This window comes from Arenimonas alkanexedens (assembly GCF_054781355.1).
Genome location: NZ_BAAGUO010000005.1, coordinates 104,374 through 122,993, shown reverse-complemented (window position 1 = coordinate 122,993; position 18,620 = coordinate 104,374). Strand labels below are relative to the sequence as shown.

The 18,620-nt window shown below is 66.6% G+C and carries 13 protein-coding genes; 11 read left to right on the top strand and 2 right to left on the bottom strand.

The genetic code is table 11. The features are described 5' to 3' along the window. The first annotated feature begins 100 nt into the window (after positions 1-100). The 10 genes from carA (at position 101) to ACYVGY_RS11425 (ending at position 15,203) form a co-directional block, all read left to right on the top strand. Entirely contained in the window at positions 101-1,222 is a 1,122-nt protein-coding gene (carA, locus tag ACYVGY_RS11470; RefSeq protein WP_460457626.1) for a glutamine-hydrolyzing carbamoyl-phosphate synthase small subunit, read from the top strand. 16 nt (positions 1,223-1,238) lie between these two features. After that, the gene (gene carB / locus ACYVGY_RS11465) at positions 1,239-4,481 is read left to right on the top strand and encodes a carbamoyl-phosphate synthase large subunit (protein WP_460457625.1); all 3,243 of its coding nucleotides are present in this window, start codon (positions 1,239-1,241) and stop codon (positions 4,479-4,481) included. Then, on the top strand, positions 4,478-4,954 hold the full coding sequence (gene greA / locus ACYVGY_RS11460) for a transcription elongation factor GreA (protein WP_460457624.1): 477 nt from the start codon (positions 4,478-4,480) through the stop codon (positions 4,952-4,954). Before carB ends, greA begins: the two co-directional genes overlap by 4 nt. A 4-nt stretch (positions 4,955-4,958) precedes the next feature. After that, entirely contained in the window at positions 4,959-5,885 is a 927-nt protein-coding gene (locus tag ACYVGY_RS11455) for a phosphoglycerate mutase (RefSeq protein WP_460457623.1), read from the top strand. Continuing rightward, positions 5,882-7,606, top strand: coding sequence for a single-stranded-DNA-specific exonuclease RecJ (recJ, locus tag ACYVGY_RS11450; protein ID WP_460457622.1), 1,725 nt, complete (start codon positions 5,882-5,884; stop codon positions 7,604-7,606). Before ACYVGY_RS11455 ends, recJ begins: the two co-directional genes overlap by 4 nt. Positions 7,607-7,679: 73 nt before the next feature. Further along, the gene (locus ACYVGY_RS11445) at positions 7,680-9,059 is read left to right on the top strand and encodes a hypothetical protein (RefSeq protein WP_460457621.1); all 1,380 of its coding nucleotides are present in this window, start codon (positions 7,680-7,682) and stop codon (positions 9,057-9,059) included. 88 nt (positions 9,060-9,147) lie between these two features. Next, a protein-coding gene (prfB, locus tag ACYVGY_RS11440; RefSeq protein WP_460457620.1) for a peptide chain release factor 2 occupies positions 9,148-10,270 on the top strand; the annotation gives its coding sequence in 2 pieces (ribosomal slippage) (positions 9,148-9,219 and positions 9,221-10,270; 1,122 coding nt in all). A 100-nt stretch (positions 10,271-10,370) separates the two neighbouring features. Next, complete coding sequence (lysS, locus tag ACYVGY_RS11435) at positions 10,371-11,885, top strand: lysine--tRNA ligase (protein WP_460457619.1); 1,515 nt, start codon at positions 10,371-10,373, stop codon at positions 11,883-11,885. A gap of 62 nt (positions 11,886-11,947) precedes the next feature. Continuing rightward, positions 11,948-13,036 (top strand): HD domain-containing phosphohydrolase, encoded by a 1,089-nt coding sequence (locus ACYVGY_RS11430; RefSeq protein WP_460457648.1) that lies wholly within the window; start codon positions 11,948-11,950, stop codon positions 13,034-13,036. A gap of 40 nt (positions 13,037-13,076) precedes the next feature. Further along, positions 13,077-15,203 (top strand): hybrid sensor histidine kinase/response regulator, encoded by a 2,127-nt coding sequence (locus tag ACYVGY_RS11425; RefSeq protein WP_460457618.1) that lies wholly within the window; start codon positions 13,077-13,079, stop codon positions 15,201-15,203. Between the two features lie 58 nt (positions 15,204-15,261). Here ACYVGY_RS11425 and ACYVGY_RS11420 read toward each other — a convergent pair whose 3' ends face one another. Both ACYVGY_RS11420 and ACYVGY_RS11415 read right to left on the bottom strand, forming a co-directional pair. Next, the gene (locus tag ACYVGY_RS11420; RefSeq protein WP_460457617.1) at positions 15,262-16,158 is read right to left on the bottom strand and encodes a crotonase/enoyl-CoA hydratase family protein; all 897 of its coding nucleotides are present in this window, start codon (positions 16,156-16,158) and stop codon (positions 15,262-15,264) included. Positions 16,159-16,307: 149 nt separating this feature from the next. Beyond that, positions 16,308-17,990, bottom strand: coding sequence for a long-chain fatty acid--CoA ligase (locus tag ACYVGY_RS11415; protein WP_460457616.1), 1,683 nt, complete (start codon positions 17,988-17,990; stop codon positions 16,308-16,310). 154 nt (positions 17,991-18,144) lie between these two features. On the opposite strand from ACYVGY_RS11415, the gene ACYVGY_RS11410 reads away from it, so the two are divergent. After that, complete coding sequence (locus ACYVGY_RS11410; RefSeq protein WP_460457615.1) at positions 18,145-18,537, top strand: nuclear transport factor 2 family protein; 393 nt, start codon at positions 18,145-18,147, stop codon at positions 18,535-18,537. The last annotated feature ends 83 nt before the right edge of the window (positions 18,538-18,620 follow it).

The window sequence follows — 18,620 nt, the reverse complement described above, 5'->3', positions numbered from 1 at the left end:
CGTCTCGCCTGAACCCTCGCCCGTACGGACACGGTCAACCCCTGTCCGCGGGTGCTCGCACATCCAGCGAACGGGTTCCCCCATCGCAAGGCGACAGCCCGTGACCCAACCCGCAATCCTCGCTCTCGAAGACGGCACTGTATTCGAGGGCGTATCCGTAGGCGCGCCCGGCGCCAGCGTCGGTGAGGTGGTGTTCAACACCGCCATGACCGGCTACCAGGAAGTCATCACCGACCCCTCGTACGCCCGCCAGCTGATCACGCTGACCTACCCGCATATCGGCAACACCGGCTGCACGGCCCAGGACGACGAGGCCGAGAAGGTCTGGGCGTCTGGCCTGATCGTCCGGGACGTGCCGCGCCGCCCCAGCAGCTGGCGCAGCCAGGTGGCGCTGCCCGAGTGGCTGGCGGCACGCGGCGTGGTGGCCATCTCCGGCATCGACACTCGCAAGTTGACCCGCCTGCTGCGCGACCGCGGCGCCCAGAACGGCTGCCTGATGGCGGGCGAGGGCATCGATCGCGACAAGGCGATCGAGCTGGCCCGCAAGTTCCCGGGACTCAAGGGCATGGACCTGGCGAAGGAAGTCTGCACCCGCGAGCGCTACAGCTGGACCGAGGGCTCCCTGGATCTGGACAGCAACCAGTTCGCCCGCCCGGAAGCGCGTTTCCACGTCGTGGCCTACGACTTCGGCGTCAAGCGCAACATCCTGCGCATGCTGGCCGACCGCGGCTGCCGCGTCACCGTGGTGCCGGCGCAGACCCCGGCCGCGCAGGTACTGGCCGAAAAGCCCGACGGCGTCTTCCTGTCCAACGGCCCGGGTGACCCGGAGCCCTGCGACTACGCCATCGCCGCCATCAAGGAAATCCTGGCCGCGCGCGTGCCGGTGTTCGGCATCTGCCTGGGTCACCAGCTGCTCAGCCTGGCCTCCGGCGCGCGCACGCTGAAGATGAAGTTCGGCCACCACGGCGCCAACCATCCGGTGATCGATCTCGATTCCAAGCGGGTGATGATCACCAGCCAGAACCACGGCTTTGCGGTGGACGAGGCGAGCCTGCCCGCCAACCTCCGCGTCACCCATCGATCGCTGTTCGATGGATCGAACCAGGGCATCGAGCGCACCGACGTACCGGCTTTCAGCTTCCAGGGTCATCCGGAAGCGAGCCCGGGGCCGCGCGACGTCGCCGGCCTGTTCGACCGCTTCATCGACCTGATGTCCCGCTAAGAGACCGAGCCCAGACATGCCCAAGCGCAGTGATATCAAAACCATCCTGATCATCGGTGCCGGTCCGATCGTCATCGGCCAGGCCTGTGAGTTCGACTATTCCGGCGCCCAGGCCTGCAAGGCCCTTCGCGACGAGGGCTACCGGGTGGTGCTGGTGAACTCCAACCCCGCCACGATCATGACCGACCCGGAGATGGCCGACGCCGTCTACATCGAGCCGATCAACCCGGCCACGGTCGAGCGCATCATCGCCAAGGAAAAACCCGACGCGCTGCTGCCGACCATGGGTGGCCAGACCGCGCTCAACTGCGCGCTCGACCTGGCCGATGCCGGCGTGCTGGAGAAGTACGGCGTCGAGCTGATCGGTGCCTCGCGTGAAGCGATCCGCATGGCCGAAGATCGCGAGCTGTTCCGCGTCGCCATGCGCGAGATTGGCCTGGAGTGCCCGAAGGCGGAGGTTGCGCGGTCGCTGGACGAGGCAATCCGGATCCAGACCACGGTCGGTTACCCGACCATCATCCGCCCCAGCTTTACCTTGGGCGGCAGCGGCGGCGGCATCGCCTACAACCGCGAAGAGCTGGTCGAAATCGTCACCCGCGGTCTGGAGCTGTCGCCGACCGGCGAAGTGCTGGTCGAGGAATCGGTGCTGGGCTGGAAGGAATTCGAGATGGAGGTGGTGCGCGACACCGCCGACAACTGCATCATCGTTTGCTCTATCGAGAACCTCGATCCGATGGGCGTGCACACCGGCGACAGCATCACCGTTGCCCCCGCGCAGACGCTCACCGACAAGGAATACCAGCGGCTGCGCGATGCCTCCATCGCCGTGCTGCGCAAGATCGGCGTGGACACCGGCGGCTCCAACGTGCAGTTCGGCATCAACGCCCAGGACGGGCGCGTGGTGGTGATCGAGATGAACCCGCGCGTGTCGCGCTCCTCGGCGCTCGCTTCCAAGGCCACCGGTTTCCCGATCGCCAAGATCGCCGCCAAGCTGGCCGTCGGCTACACGCTCGATGAGCTGCGCAACGACATCACCGGCGGCGCCACCCCGGCCTCGTTCGAGCCGGCGATCGACTACGTGGTCACCAAGATCCCGCGTTTCGCCTTCGAGAAATTCCCCACGGCCGACGCCCGCCTCACCACCCAGATGAAGTCGGTGGGCGAGGTGATGGCCATTGGTCGCACCTTCCAGGAGTCGATGCAAAAGGCCCTGCGTGGCCTGGAGACCGGCAAGGTCGGCTTCGACCCCACCGGCTGCGCCGAAGACGGCGAGGACGGCCTGCTGCGGATCAAGCGCGAGCTCAAGGAGCCGGGACCCGAGCGCCTGTTCCAGGTCGCCGAGGCCTTCCGCGCCGGCCTCAGCGTCGAGGACGTGTACGGCTTGAGCTTCATCGATCCGTGGTTCCTGGACCAGATCGAGGAACTGATTTCGACCGAGCAGCAGGTCGCCGTTGCCGGCCTGGCCGGACTGGACGCGGCCCGCCTGCGCGAACTCAAGCGCATGGGCTTCTCCGACGCGCGCCTGGCCCAGCTGGCCGCGACCGACGAAAGCGCTGTGCGCGCCCTGCGCCGCGCCTTCGGCGTGCGTCCCGTCTACAAGCGCGTGGACAGCTGCGCGGCCGAGTTCTCGACCGCCACCGCCTACCTGTATTCGACCTACGAGGACGAGTGCGAGGCGATGCCGACCAGCCGCGACAAGATCATGGTGCTGGGCGGCGGCCCGAACCGGATCGGCCAGGGCATCGAGTTCGACTACTGCTGCGTGCACGCCTCGCTGGCGCTGCGCGAAGATGGCTATGAAACCATCATGGTCAACTGCAACCCCGAGACCGTCTCGACCGACTACGACACGTCCGATCGGCTTTATTTCGAGCCGGTGACGCTCGAAGACGTGCTCGAGATCGTCGATATCGAGAAGCCCAAGGGCGTGATCGTGCAGTACGGCGGCCAGACGCCGCTCAAGCTGTCGCGTGCGCTCGAGGCTGCCGGCGTGCCGATCATCGGCACCTCGCCCGACAGCATTGATCTGGCCGAGGACCGCGAGCGCTTCCAGAAACTGGTCGACGAGATCGGCCTGGTGCAGCCGCCCAACCGCACCGCCCGCAACGCCGAGCAGGCGATCTTGCTGGCCAACGAGATCGGCTATCCGCTGGTCGTTCGCCCGAGCTACGTGCTGGGCGGGCGCGCGATGGAGGTCGTGTATTCCGATGCCGACCTGTCGCGCTACATCCGCGAGGCGGTGCAGGTTTCCAATGATTCGCCGGTGCTGCTCGATCGCTTCCTCGACAACGCGGTCGAGGTGGACGTGGACATCATTGCCGACCACGAGGGCAACGTCCTGATCGGCGGCATCATGGAGCACATCGAGGAAGCCGGCGTGCACTCGGGTGACTCGTCCTGCTCGCTGCCGCCGTACACGCTGTCCAAGGCGACCCAGGACAAGCTGCGCGTACAGGTGGGCCAGCTGGCGCGTGCGCTGAAGGTCATCGGCCTGATGAACACCCAGTTCGCCATCCAGCTCGACGGCGACGGCGCCGAGACCATTTTCTTGCTGGAGGTCAACCCGCGCGCCTCGCGCACGGTGCCCTTCGTGTCCAAGGCCATTGGCATCCCGCTGGCGAAGATTGCCGCGCGCTGCATGGCCGGCAAGACGCTGGCCGAGCAGGGCGCGACCGAGGAAATCGTGCCGAACTATTACTCGGTGAAGGAAGCTATTTTCCCGTTCGCCAAGTTCCAGAACGTCGATCCCATCCTCGGGCCGGAGATGCGCTCCACTGGCGAGGTCATGGGCGTCGGCCGCACCTTTGCCGAGGCTTTCGGCCGCGCCGAAGAGGCCGCCAATATTCGCTCGCCGATGCCCGGCAAGGCCTTCGTATCGGTCCGTGACCCGGACAAGAAGCGCCTGCTGCCGGTCGCCCACGACCTGATCGAACGCGGCTATTCGCTGGTGGCCACCGAGGGCACCGCCAAGTTCCTGCAGGAGCAGGGCATCGCCTGCGAGCGCATCAACAAGGTGATCGAGGGCCGGCCGCACATCGTCGACCTGATCAAGAACGGCGAGATCTGCTACATCGTCAACACCACCGAGGGTAAGCAGGCGATCGCCGACTCGTTCTCGATCCGGCGTGAAGCGCTGCAGCATCGCGTCACTTACTCCACCACGATCCCGGGCGCACGCGCCCTGATCCGCGCCACCGACACCCGCGGCAACCCGCGCGTGTGGTCGCTGCAGGAACTGCACAAGGAAGTCCACGGATGATTGCCCCCCTCACCACGAAAGGCGCCCAGCGTCTTCGCGAAGAACTCGAACAGCTCAAGTCGGTCAAGCGTCCGGCGGTCATAGCCGCCATCGCCGAGGCGCGTGCGCACGGCGACTTGAAGGAGAACGCCGAGTACCACGCCGCGCGCGAGCAGCAGGGCTTTATCGAAGGGCGGATCCAGGAGCTGGAATTCGTGCTTTCGCACTGCCAGCTGATCGATGTGTCCAGCCTCAACGCCGGCACCCGCGTCGTCTTTGGCGCCACCGTTGAGCTGGCCGACTGCGACAGCGGCGACGAGGTGACCTACCAGATCGTCGGCGACCTCGAGGCCGACATCAAGAAAGGCCTGATCTCGATTTCCTCGCCGCTGTCGCGCGCCCTGATCGGAAAGCACGAGGGCGACACGGTCACCATCCAGGCGCCAGCCGGCGACCGCGACTTCGACATCGTCGCCGTTCGATACCAGGGCTGAGGCCTTGTCCCGGCGCCAGACGCCCGAGCTAGTTCCGGCCCTGGTCGTGCTGCTGCCCGAGCGCCGGCGTTTCGCCGGGCAATCGCTGGGCGAACGGTTCGGCAGGCGTCTGGCCCAGGCCGACCAGCTCGACGAAGCAGCGTCGGGTGAACGCGCCCAGCTGCTGCGCCATGTCGACCTGCTGCCGCGCGGCTGGCCGATGGCCGCCATCACCCGCCAGCGCGATGCCGGCGACGCCGTGCTGCACACCTGGCTGCGCGCCGATCCGGCCTATGTGCGACCGGACATGACGGGTGCCCGGGTGCTGGCGGTTGGCGAGCTGGGCCTGAGCCAGGCCGAGGCGGATGCGTTGCTGACGCCGCTTCGGCCGCTGTTCGGCGATGCTGGCTTTCCCATCTCGGCGCCGGTGCCGGCGCGCTGGTATCTCGCGCTGCCGGCCGAGGCGCGGCTGCCCGAGTTTTCGCCGCCCGAGACGGTGCTGGGCGACGATCTTTTCTCGCACCTGCCGGACGGCCCCGACGGTCGCCGCTGGCGTGCGCTGCTCAACGAGGCGCAGATCCTTCTGCACAACCATCCCGTCAATGCCGCGCGCATTGCCGGCGGCAAGCCGCCGGTGAACAGTCTTTGTTTCTGGGGTGCGGGCAAGCTGCCCGACCAGGTCCGCATGCCGTTCGCGGCCGTGTCCAGCGAGGATCCCGAGCTGCTGTCGCTGGCGGCCCTGGCCGGCGTGGGCGCTGCCGGTGAGGGTCCCCAGCTGCTCGATCTGCGTCGCGTCCGCGACTGGGGCGCCGTGGCGGCGCGCCTGGAGCCGGCGCTGGACGGCCTGGGTCGGGACGCGCTGCAGTTAGACTTCGCCGACGGCGCGCGCTTTCTGATTCGTGCGTCCCAGCGCTGGCGCTTCTGGCGCCGGCCACTGGCGCGACTGGCGTGACGCCGGCGCCGATCCGGATCCTGCGTCGGGAGATTCCCGAGCACGGCCCCTGGCCCGATAGCGTTGCGCCCGCGCTGCAGCGGGTATACGCCGCGCGTGGCGTCAACACGCCGGAACAGGGTGAGCTGAAGCTGGCCCGCCTGCTGCCGCCCGATGCCTTGGGCCACGTGGATCGCGCCGCGGCGCTGCTGGCCGATGCCATTGCCAGCGGTCGCCATATCGTCGTGGTCGGCGATTTCGACTGCGATGGCGCCACCGGGACGGCGGTCGCGGTGCGCGGCCTGCGTCTGCTCGGCGCTGAGCGCGTCAGCTACCAGGTGCCGCATCGCGTGACCCATGGCTACGGGCTGTCGCCCGCCCTGGTGGACGACCTGGTCGCGGTGGCGCCCGACCTGGTGCTGACCGTAGACAGCGGCATCGCCTGCCACGCAGGCATCGCGGCGGCCAAGGCCCGCGGCTGGCAGGTCCTGGTCACCGACCACCATTTGCCGGGCGCGACGCTACCGCCGGCGGACGTGATCGTAAATCCCAATCTTGACGGTGATGCCTTCCCAAGCAAGGCGCTGGCGGGCGTGGGCGTCGTGTTCTACCTGCTGCTGGCGCTGCGCCGGCACCTGCGGGAACGGGCAGCGTTTGAAGGGCAGGGGCCGGATCTTTCCTGCCTGCTCGACCTGGTGGCCGTCGGGACGGTGGCCGACCTGGTGCCGCTGGATTACAACAATCGGCTGCTGGTGTCGGCCGGGCTGCGGCGCATGCGCAATGGCCAATGCCAGCCGGGCCTTCGCGCCCTCGCTGAACTGGCCGGGCGCGACCTGGGCCAGCTCACCGCGAGCGACATCGGCTTCGGTCTGGCGCCCCGGCTCAACGCTGCCGGCCGGCTCGAGGACATGGCCCTGGGCATTGAATGCCTGCTCTGCGACGACGCCTCGCGGGCCTTGGAGTTGGCCACGGTGCTCGACCGCATCAACGGCGAGCGCAAGGAACTCCAGCAGCAGATGGTGGACGAGGCCGAAGCCCTGGTGTTGGCGGTGCCGCTCGATGCCGGCGCACTGCCGGCCGCGCTGTGTCTGTTTGATCCGGCCTGGCACCCGGGCGTGGTCGGGCTGGTGGCGTCGCGGCTCAAGGACCGGATGCACCGGCCGGTGTTCGCCTTTGCGCCCGCCGAGCCCGGTAGCGATGAACTCAAGGGCTCGGCGCGATCGATCCCCGGCCTGCACATCCGCGATGCGCTGGCGGCGGTGGACGCGCGCCATCCCGGTCTGGTCGGCCGCTTCGGCGGCCACGCGATGGCTGCCGGCCTGAGTCTGCCGGCGGCAAATTTCGAGCGATTCCGCGAGGCATTGCAGCGCGAGGTCGCGGCCATGCTGACGCCAGAGCAGCTCCAGTCCGAGCTGCACAGCGACGGTGCCCTGGCTGCCGATGAACTGGCTCGACCGCTGGCCGAGCAGCTGCGACTGGCCGGCCCCTGGGGCCAGGGTTTTCCTGAGCCGGTGTTCGACGGCGTGTTCAAGGTGCTGCAGGCAAGGGCCGTCGCATCGCGCCATCTCAAGCTCAGCTTGCTGTCCGAACACGGTGGCGCGCCGCTGTCGGCGATCCAGTTCGGCGGCTGGACGGGTGAGCCGATGCCGGTGCGCATCCACGTCGCCTACCAGCTCGACCTCGACGATTGGGGTGGCCGTCGCGGCGTGCAGCTGCTGGTGCGGCACTGGCAGCCCGCCTGAGTGCATCGCGCTTGTTAGTTGCCGCTGAGGCTGCCACGCTTCAAGGCTTATGTCCCCCGACTGGAAAGCCCACGTGAATCGAACCGTCCGTTGCTCGGCAGCTCTCAGTGCCATCGCCCTTTCCCTGCTCATCGCCGGCTGCCAGCGTTCCGGCGCCGCCGGCGCCGAGTCCTTGTCACTGGACAAGCCAGCGACCGGTGAAATCACCACGAACAGTCCCCTGAACTATGGTGATGGCACCCGCACCGCCCTGTTTAGTTTCAAGCTGGCGGCGGGCGAAGCGGTGGCCATCGAGGCCGGCGCCTCGTTCTGTGGTCGCCTGACGCTCTACGCGCAGGATGCCGGCGGCCGGAATGTGCTCCAGGGCGGCGACAGCGGCAGCGAGTGCGTCGAGAAGAACGGGCGCCTGGTCCAGGTGCGCTCGAGCGTGAGCCCGGACGGCGGTCGCTACGTGCTCGCCTTCAGTGGCCGGGAAGCGGGCGACTTCGGCCCCTATCGCGTGTCGCTGTCGAGCCTGGCGCTCGACGCAGACCGCGACCTGGTCGTTGGTGACGAGGTCACGGCCCTGTTGGTCGAAGAAAAGACCTGGTTGCTCAAAGTGACCGAGGCCGGCCGATACCAGTTTGACCTGCGTTCCAGTGAGTTCGACCCGACGCTGACCCTGGCGGGTCAGGGCGTGTCGCGCGAGAGCGACGACGACGGCGAGGGCACCGACGCGCGCCTGATCGGCTACCTTTCGCCGGGCGACTATCGCCTGACCGTGGGCCGCGTGGGCAGCGCCGGCGGCCTCTACCGACTTTCCGTCAGCGCGAAGGACGACGGCCTGGCGCCGGGCGTCGAGGTGCAGAATGGCGGCGAACTGACCGTTGGCAGTGACCTGGTCGGCATGCTTCAGGGCGAGCCCGCCCGCTACCAGTTGACGCTGGCCGAGCGGTCGCGCGTGACGCTGTCCATGACCAGCGACGACTTCGACACCCGTCTCGAGATCAGCGGCGAAGGCGTGCGCATGAGCGACGACGACAGCGGCGAAGGCACCCATTCCCGTCTGGTCACCGTGCTCGACGCCGGCAGCTACACGATTACCGCCTTTGACCTGGGCGACGGCAACGCCGGCCTGTTCACCCTGTCGGCCGAGAGCTCGCCCGCGTCCACCTCCGTCGAGCGCCTGGTGCCGGGCATGCCGGCGTCGGACTCGCTCGAGAGCGGCGAACAGCGTCGCTATCGGCTTTCGGTGCCGACCTCAGCGAGCTACGTGTTCACCATGCGGTCCTCCAGCATCGACAGCGTGCTCAACGTCGTGCGCAACGGTGAAGTGATCGGTACCGACGACGATGGCGGCGGTGACACCGATGCCCGCCTGACGCTTGATCTGCAGCCCGGGGAATACGAGGTGGTCGCCTCCACGTTCGGCGGCGACAGCGGCAGCTTCCGGATCGAGGCCTCGGTCCGCTGAGGACCGCGGGTAAGCCGGCCGCCCCGGGCTAGGGGCGGCACGGCCATCTGTTATCATTTGCGGCCGATCCAAGCCACTTCGGAACACCATGGAACTCAATCCGATCCGCCAGCGAATCGCCGACCTCAAGGGCCGGCTGGACTCGCTCAGGGGGTATCTTTGACTTCGACCTCAAGGTCGAACGTCTCGAGGAAGTAAACCGGGAGCTGGAAAGCCCCGACGTCTGGAACGATGCCGAGCGCGCGCAGGCCCTGGGTCGCGAGCGCGCTTCGCTGGAAAAGGTCGTCAACGGCATCCGCAGCCTCACCGATAACCTGGTCGGCGGCGCCGAGCTGGTCGACCTGGCCGAGATGGAGGACGACGCCGACACCGTGTCTGCGGTGGTCGAGGACGTCGAGAAGACCGCGAAGGAAGTCGAGCAACTCGAGTTCCGCCGTATGTTCTCCGGGAAGATGGACGCGGCCAGCGCCTTCGTCGACATCCAGGCCGGCGCCGGCGGCACCGAGGCCCAGGACTGGGCCGAGATCCTGCTGCGCATGTACCTGCGCTGGTGCGAAACCCGCGGCTGGAAGACCGAGCTGATGGAAGTCAGCGGCGGCGACGTCGCCGGCATCAAGTCGGCCACGTTCCGGGTCGAGGGCGAATACGCCTACGGCTGGCTCAAGACCGAGACCGGCGTGCACCGACTGGTGCGCAAGTCGCCGTTCGATTCCGACAACCGCCGCCATACCAGCTTCACCTCGGTGTTCGTGGCGCCGGAAGTGGACGACAACATCGACATCGTCATCAACCCGGCCGACCTGCGTACCGACGTGTACCGCTCGTCCGGCGCCGGCGGCCAGCACGTGAACAAAACCGAGTCGGCGGTGCGTATTACGCACATCCCGACCAATACGGTCGTGGCCTGCCAGACCGGCCGCAGCCAGCACCAGAACCGCGACACCGCGATGAAGATGCTCGCCGCACGCCTGTACGAACTCGAGATCCAGAAGCGCAACGCCGAGAAGGACGCCGTGGAAGCGACCAAATCCGATATTGGCTGGGGCAGCCAGATCCGCAACTACGTGCTCGACCAGAGCCGGATCAAGGACCTTCGTACCGGCATCGAGCGCTCCGACACCCAGAAGGTGCTCGACGGCGACCTCGACGAGTTCATCGAAGCCAGCCTGAAAGCCGGCCTCGCCGTCGGCGCCAAACGCTCCGACGCCTGACGCGCACTGTAGGAGGGCCTTCAGGCCCGAAGCTCTTCGCGAAAAGCTTCGGGCCTGAAGGCCCTCCTACAGTATCCATTCCCTTTAAGATTCCGACGCCATGACCCAGCCCAACGAAGCCACGCCCGCCGCCGACGAGAATTCCCTGATCGCCGAGCGCCGGTCGAAACTCGTGGCGCTGCGCGGGCAGGGCGTCGCCTTCCCGAATGATTTCAAACGCGCCGACTACGCGGCCGACCTGCAGACGGAATTCGCGGACAAGGAAGCGTGGACGGCTGAAACGCTCGAGGCGCTCGATCGTACGGTCGCCGTTGCCGGTCGGCTTATGGCCAAGCGAGTGATGGGCAAGGCCAGCTTCGCCCAGATCCAGGACATGAGCGGCCGCATCCAGCTCTACCTGCAGGGCAGCGACCTGGCTGAAAGCTACGACGCCTTCAAGGGCTGGGACGTCGGCGACATCATCGCCGTGACCGGTGGTCTGACGCGCACCCGCACCGGCGAGCTGTCGGTGAAGGCGGGTTCGCTGCGCCTGCTGACCAAGTCGCTGCGACCGCTGCCGGACAAGTTTCATGGCCTCGCCGACGTCGAACAGCGCTATCGCATGCGCTATGTCGACCTGGTGATGAATCCGGAGGCGCGCGAGGTGTTCGTGCAGCGCTCGCGCATCGTCTCGGCCATGCGAGCCTGGCTGGACGCGCGTCGTTTCCTGGAAGTTGAAACGCCGATGATGCATTACATCCCCGGCGGCGCCACGGCCAAGCCCTTCGCCACTCACCACAATGCGCTGGATCTTGATCTCTACCTGCGCGTCGCGCCTGAGCTCTATCTCAAGCGCCTGGTGGTCGGCGGCATGGAGCGCGTGTACGAGATCAACCGGAACTTCCGCAACGAGGGCGTGTCCACCCGGCACAATCCCGAGTTCACCATGCTCGAGCTTTACGAGGCCTACGCCACCTACCACGAGGTGATGGACCTGACCGAAGGCCTGATCCGCGACGTAGCGACCACCGCGCGTGGCACCGCCCAGCTGCAGTGGGAAACCATGGCCATCGACCTGGGGCCGGCGTTCCGGCGCTGGTCCATGACCGACGCCGTGCTCGAGCACAATCCGGAGATCCGACGGGAAGAACTGCGCGACCTGGACGCCATGCGCGCGCACTGCCAGCGCCTGGGCGTGAAGTTCAAGCCTGGCTATGGCTGGGGCAAGCTGCTGTTGGAGGTGTTCGAGAAGACCGTCGAGCACACGCTGGTCCAACCGACTTTCATCACCGACCACCCGGTCGAGGTCAGCCCGCTGGCCCGCGCCAGCGACGCCGATCCGGGCCTGACCGATCGCTTCGAGCTGTTCATCGGCGGCCGGGAGATCGCCAATGGCTTCTCCGAGCTCAACGATCCCGAGGACCAGAAAGCGCGCTTCCTGGCGCAGGTGGAGGCCAAGGAGGACGGTGACGACGAGGCCATGCACTTCGACGCCGACTACATCCGTGCGCTGGAGTACGGCATGGCTCCGACCGGCGGCCTGGGCATCGGTATAGACCGGCTGGTGATGTTGGTCACCGACTCGGCCTCGATCCGCGACGTGCTGCTGTTCCCCTATATGCGGCCCGAGTCTTGAGTATTGCCCGGTAAGTGCTTGCCGGCGCTGAAATCCACGGAGTAAGCTGGGCCTGAGCCGCGATCCGCGGCAATCACGGTGTCCGCACCCGGGAGCTCCACTTGAACGTACTGATCGTCGACGACCAGCCTTCGCAGCGGACGATGTTCCGTCACTTGCTGGAGGACATCAGTCCCGAAGTTAAGGTCACTGATTTTGGTGACCCGGTGGAAGCCCTGCTTTGGTCCCAGCGCAGCTCGCCCGACCTGCTGTTGCTTGACTACCGCATGCCCAAGCTCGATGGCCTCGAGTTTGCGCGTCGCTTCCGCCGCCCGCTGTCGCACCGCGACGTACCCATCATCCTGATCACGGTCGTGGGCGACGAACCGATCCGCAACGCCGCGCTTGAGGCCGGCGTGATTGATTTCCTGGTCAAGCCGGTGCGCCCGCGCGAATTGCGCTCGCGTTGCCGCAACTTGCTTGCGCTTCGTCAGCAGCAGCAAAACCTCAAGTCCCGGGCCCACGAGCTCGAGCGCCAGCTGCTGGCGCGCATGCACGAGCTCGACGAGCGCGAGCGTGAGGTCCTGCATCGCCTGGCCAAGGCGACGGCCTACCGCGACGGCAGCTCCGGCAACCACTTCGAGCGCATGGCGCGCATCTCGTCCCTGATCGCCGAAGCCATGGGGCTTCCGGAAGAGGAAGTGAAGATGATCGAGCTCGCGGCGCCGCTGCACGACATCGGCAAGCTGGGTGTGTCCGACGCGATCCTGCTCAAGCCCGGCAAACTCGACGAGGCCGAGTATGCGCAGGCCAAGCAACATCCGCGCCTCGGCTACGAAATCCTCAGCGATTCGAGCAGCCGTTTCGTGCAGGTCGGTGCCACCATCGCCCAGCACCATCACGAACGCTGGGACGGTGCCGGCTATCCCGAAGGACTGCAGGGCGAGGCCATTCCGCTGCCGGCGCGCATCGTTGCGTTGGTGGACGTGTTCGATGCCCTGACTACGCCGCGGCCGTATAAGGAGGCGTGGACCTTGGATGCCGCCTTTGAGTACGTAAAGGCGCAGTCCGGTTCGCAGTTCGACCCGGCGGTGGTGGACGCGGTGATGGCACGACGCGAACGGATCGAAGAGATCCATCGCTACTTCGCGCCCGCGCCGGGCCACGGCTGAACGGCCGACCGGTCCCGCAGGCCCCCGAGCCCCGCATGCGATGATCCGCGCCTTCAGCAATCGACCCGACAGCGAGCACGGCCAGGCGCTGGTGCGCCTGATCATCGCCGCCATGCTGTTGCTCTATCTCGCGGGCGTGGCCAGCAGCGCCGGGGCCGGTGACGCGGTTCGGATTAGTGTTCTGATCCTGCTGGCCGAGACCGTGCTGGGCTTGGGGCTGGTGATCGCGATCATGGTTTCGCCCGGCATCTCGCACCCGCGGCGAGTGGTGGGAATGCTGGCCGACTACGGCACCCTGGCCGCGATGATGATGGTGAAGGGCGAGGTGTTGGCGCCGCTGTACGTCATCGTTCTTTGGGTGACGGTGGGCAATGGCCTGCGCTACGGCTCACGCTATCTGTTCGCCGCCATGGGGCTGGCGGCAGTTACCTTCCTGGTAGTCATCCAGACCACGGCCTACTGGCAACAAAATCCCTATCTCGCGTGGGGGCTGCTGTTGGGTCTGGTCGCCATCCCGTCCTACCTGATCAGCCTGCTGCGCGACCTTCGCCGCGCCGGCGAAGAGGCTCGGCGCGCGAATGCCGCCAAGAGTCGCTTCCTGGCCAATATGAGCCACGAGTTCCGCTCGCCGCTCAACGGCATCATCGGCATGGCCGAACTGCTGTCTAGCACCCGGCTGGCGCCCGAGCAGCGTGAGTGCGCCGACGTCATCCACACTTCGGCGCAGTCGTTGCTGATGCTGGTCGAAGATGTGCTGGATATTTCGGCGATCGAGGCCGGGAAGCTCAAGCGCCAGGACAGCGAGTTCTCGCTGGGCGAATTGCTGCGCCGGATCCGGACCATGCTCCAGCCCATGGCCGCCGCCAAAAACCTGCAGTTCGGGATCGAACTGCCGGACGCGGTGCCGCCCCGCCTGCACGGCGATGCCGGGCATCTGCACCAGATCCTGCTCAATCTGGTCCACAACGCCATCAAGTTCACTGAGGCCGGCAGTGTGCGACTGGTGGTCCAGATCCGGGAACGCAACGGCGAAAGCATCGGCCTGCGGTTTTCGGTACGCGACACCGGAATCGGGATTCCTGATGACGCAAAAGTCCGCATATTCGCGGCCTTCGAGCAGGTGGATGGCGGTCCGACCCGGCGTTTCGGCGGCACCGGCCTGGGCACCACGATCGCGAAGACCCTGACCGAGCTGCTGGGTGGCCAGATCAGTGTTGAGGACAATCCGGGCGGCGGCACCCATTTCTGGCTCGACCTCGACTTCCGCATCGCTGAAGCGCTCGACGTCCCGGCGGCGTCCGACGGCGGCGGCAAGGTCATCGCCTTTGACGATCCGTTCGTTCGTCATCGCGCCCGGGTCCGGCCGCTTCGCATCCTGGTGGCCGACGACCAGCCCGCCAACCGATTGGTGCTGCAGCGCTTGCTCGAGCGCGCCGGCCACAGCGCGGTGTTCGCCGAGAATGGCGAGCAGGCGCTGGAGCGGATGGAGGAGGAGACGATTGATGCCGCCATCGTCGACCTGCACATGCCGGTGATGGATGGTCTGGAAATGATCAAGCAGGCGCGAGTGATGCAGGCGGGCGGGCCGCGCACGCCGATCCTCGTGCTCAGCGCCGACGCCACGCTGGACGCCGTGCGTGACGCCGAAGCCGCCGGCGCCTATACCTTCCTTACCAAGCCGGTGGTGGCTTCGCGCCTGCTTGAGACCCTGGCGGAGATTGCAGGGGGTAATGAAAACGCCCAGGCGGTGTCCCGCAAGGATCATCTGGCGCCGACCCTGCGTACGGACGTGCTCGAGGAGTTGGCCGGCATGGGCTTGGGCAAGGACTTCCTGGAGGATTTCGTCGACCAGTGCCTGCGCGACGCCAGCCGCTGCCTGGCCGAGGCCGAGCGCGGCGCCGCAACGTCGAAGTGGGAGGCGGTGCGCGAAGCTGCGCACGCGCTCAAGGGGGTGTCGGAGAACATCGGGGCCCAGGCGCTCGTAGAGCGCAGTACCGAGATCATGCGAGCGAGCGATGCGGTGCTGGCCAAGGAATGGCGGCGCTATCTGAGAGTACTGGGATCGATGCTGGAAGCCACCGCGGAGCAAGTCCGTCGCGACCTGATACGCATCGCCGCGCAGCCGCAGGACGATGCCTCCCGGCCGACCGACCACGAGTCCGGCTGAGGCACGATCCAGGGCGATGACCGCCGCCCTTGCACGGCGGCCATCGCATTGCCTTGGCTCAGACTACCTGGCGCAGGCCGGGGGCTTCGCCGACGCGGCGCTTCTGGGCCCGCACCAGGCGCTCCATGTTCTGAAGGCCACGTTCGCTCAGGCGCATCGCGGCATCCACCCAAGTGGCGGTGACGCTCATCAGTTCTTCGAGGCTGACCGGGTTGCAGGTGGAACGCACGGTGTTGAGCGAGCGCAGTGCATTGCCCATCCGGCGACGGCGGCGCACCAGTTCCCGCGCCGCCTGCAGGCCTTCGCCGCGCGGCACGAGCATGTCGACGACGCCCATGCGGTAGAGGTCTTCGCTGGAGTAGATATTGCCGTCCAGCATCATTCGCTCAGCCTGGGCCGGCGTGACCCGACGCGACAGGAAGGTGTAGGCACCCATGCCGGGGAACAGGTCGAACAGCACTTCGGGGAAGCCCATGCCGGTGCCTTCCTCGGCGATGATCGTGTGGCAGCAAAGGGCGGCTTCGAAGCCGCCGCCGAGCGCATCGCCCTGGACTACGGCAACGCTGTGTACCTGGTCGTCGGCAAGTCGCGCGAAATGGAAGGCGACCGAGACGCAGAGCTGGGCATAGGCCAGCAGGCGGGCGCGGTCGCCGCTACGGATCAGGCGGCTGAACAGTTCGAGGTCGCCGCCGAGGTTGAAGACGTCGGCCTTCGATGCCAACACCAGATGCTTGATCTGTCCGTTCGACACCGGTTCGTTGGTCATGCGTGCCGCAATCTGGCGCTGGCATTCGCGCAATTCCACCAGCAGCGATTCAGAGAAGCAGGGGCGGTAGCCGGGGCGTGGATTCTGGTGCATGAAGCACCATTCGATACCGGCTTCGGCCTCGGACGCGTGGTCGATCAGGCTGAAGCTGGGTTCGCGGTTGATGCTCTCGACGTTGGACAGGGACATGGTGTTTCTCCGGGCAAGGGTAGGGATGTCGCCCTACACGCTACACTCGGAAAACGCAAGGGCGACGGCGCCATAGTACACCTCGCGTCCAGGCTCGGCCGGGCCCAACCGGCCGTTCGCGGGCCCTGCGGCCCGGGCCCGCCGCCCGCTCAGGCGTCGGGCTTCGGTGCGTCCCGCAGCTCTCGGCGAAGAATCTTGCCGACGTTCGACTTCGGCAGCTCGCTCCTGAACTCGACCAGGCGCGGTTGCTTGTAGCCGGTGAGGTTTTCCTTGCAGAAGGCGCGGACCTGGTCGGCCGTAAGCGAGGAATCCTTCTTCACGATCACGACCTTCACCGCTTCGCCGGACTTGTCGTCGGGCACGCCCACCGCCGCGACTTCCAGCACCGCGGGCATCAGGGCGATCACGTCCTCGATCTCGTTCGGGTACACGTTGAAGCCCGAGACCAGGATCATGTCCTTCTTGCGGTCGACGATGAAGAAGAAGCCGCGCTCGTCCATCTTGGCCATGTCGCCGGTATGCAGCCAGCCTTCGGCGTCGATCACCTTGGCGGTTTCCTCGGGGCGCTGCCAATAGCCGGCCATCACCTGCGGGCCGCGGATGCACAGCTCGCCGACCTCGCCGACCGGCAGGTGCTTGCCGCCGTCGTCCTTGACGCAGGCATCGGTGGACGGAATCGGCAGCCCGATCGCGCCGTTGTAGTCTTCCAGGTCCATGGGATTCATGCAGGCCGCGGGCGACGTCTCGGTCAGTCCGTAAGCCTCGATCAGCGTGATGCCGGTGACCTTCTTCCAGCGCTCGGCGACCGCGCGCTGGACGGCCATGCCGCCGCCAAGCGAGAGATGCATGTGGGAGAAGTTCACCTGGTCGAAGCCCGGTGTGTTGAGCAGGCCGTTGAAGAGCGTGTTGACGCCAGTGATGGCGGTAAACGGGATCTTCTTGAGTTCGCCGACGAAGCCTTTCATGTCGCGCGGGTTGGTGATCAGGTGATTGAGGCCGCCGAACTTCATGAAGACCAGGCAGTTCGCCGTCAGCGCGAAGATATGGTAAAGCGGCAGCGCCGTGATGATGATCTCGTGCCCCGGCCGGGCGTTCGAACCCAGCCAAACCGAGGACTGCTGCATGTTCGCCACCAGGTTGCGGTGGGTGAGCATGGCGCCCTTGGCGACGCCGGTGGTACCGCCGGTGTACTGCAGGAAGGCGATGTCGTGGCCGCGGATGTCGATGTCGGGCAGGGTGTGCTTGGCGCCAAGGTCCAGCGCCTGTCCGAAGCGGATGGCGCCGGGCAGATCGTAATCGGGCACTTGCTTCTTGACGTGGCGGAGCACGAAGTTCACCAGCGCCCCTTTCGGGAAGCCAAGCATGTCGCCGACGCCGGTCACCAGCACCTGCTTGATCTGAGTGTCGGCGATGACGTCGGCCACCACGTGCGCGAAGTTCTCGAGCACGACGATGGCGCTGGCACCAGAGTCGACCAGCTGGTGCCTGAGCTCGCGGGCGGTGTACATCGGGTTGGTGTTGACCACCGTCAGACCGGCACGCAGCACGCCGAAGATGGCGATGGGGTACTGCAGGATGTTCGGCATCATCAGGGCGACGCGATCGCCCTTCTTGAGCTTGAGCTCGTGCAGCAGGTAGTTTGCGAACTGGGTGCTGAGCCGGTCTACTTCGTCGTAGGTAATGATCTTGCCGAAGTTGCCGAACGCAGGGTTGGTTCGATAATCACGGCAGGCTTCGTTGAGCACCGACACGATCGACGGGTATTTCTCCAGGTCGATCTCCGCCGGGATACCCTTCGGATAATTCGCCAGCCAAGGACGCTCGGAACCCATGCAAAACCCCCAGTTAAAAGATGGATGCCATCCGCCCCAGGCAGTGGGCAAACGCCCGGCACCGGATTGGAGTATTCACTCGATTGGAGCACAGCCCCCCATCGCAGGCAAGGCGAGCAGCGTATGGATTCGCGCGGTCGTCACGCGGGCGTTCTTGCTGCTGCTGGTGGGCGTGGCAGGCTGCTCGCGGGAACCTCCCGAGGAGGCCCTGCGGGCCACGATCGCCGAGATGCAGGCGGCGGCCGAGGCGCGTGACTCAAGCGCATTGGTGGACTCGGTAGCCGAGGATTTCGCCGGGCCGGGCAATATGGATCGGGATCAGTTCCGTCGCTACCTCGCCCTGATCTGGCTGCGCAACCGCGAGGTCGCGGTGCGGCTGGGGCCGCTGGACGTGGAACTGCTGGGCGAACGGGCCCGGGTGAATTTCACGGCGGCGACCACTGGAGGCGAGGGCTTCCTGCCCGATCGTGCCGACGTCTACCAGGTGCGGACCGGCTGGCGGCTCGACGATGGCGAATGGATGCTGATATCGGCCGAGTGGGAATAGTCCCGCCCGGGCGCTGTCCCAAACGAATGTGGGAGGGACTTCCGTCCCGATGCTCCCTGAGAGAGCATCGGGACGGAAGTCCC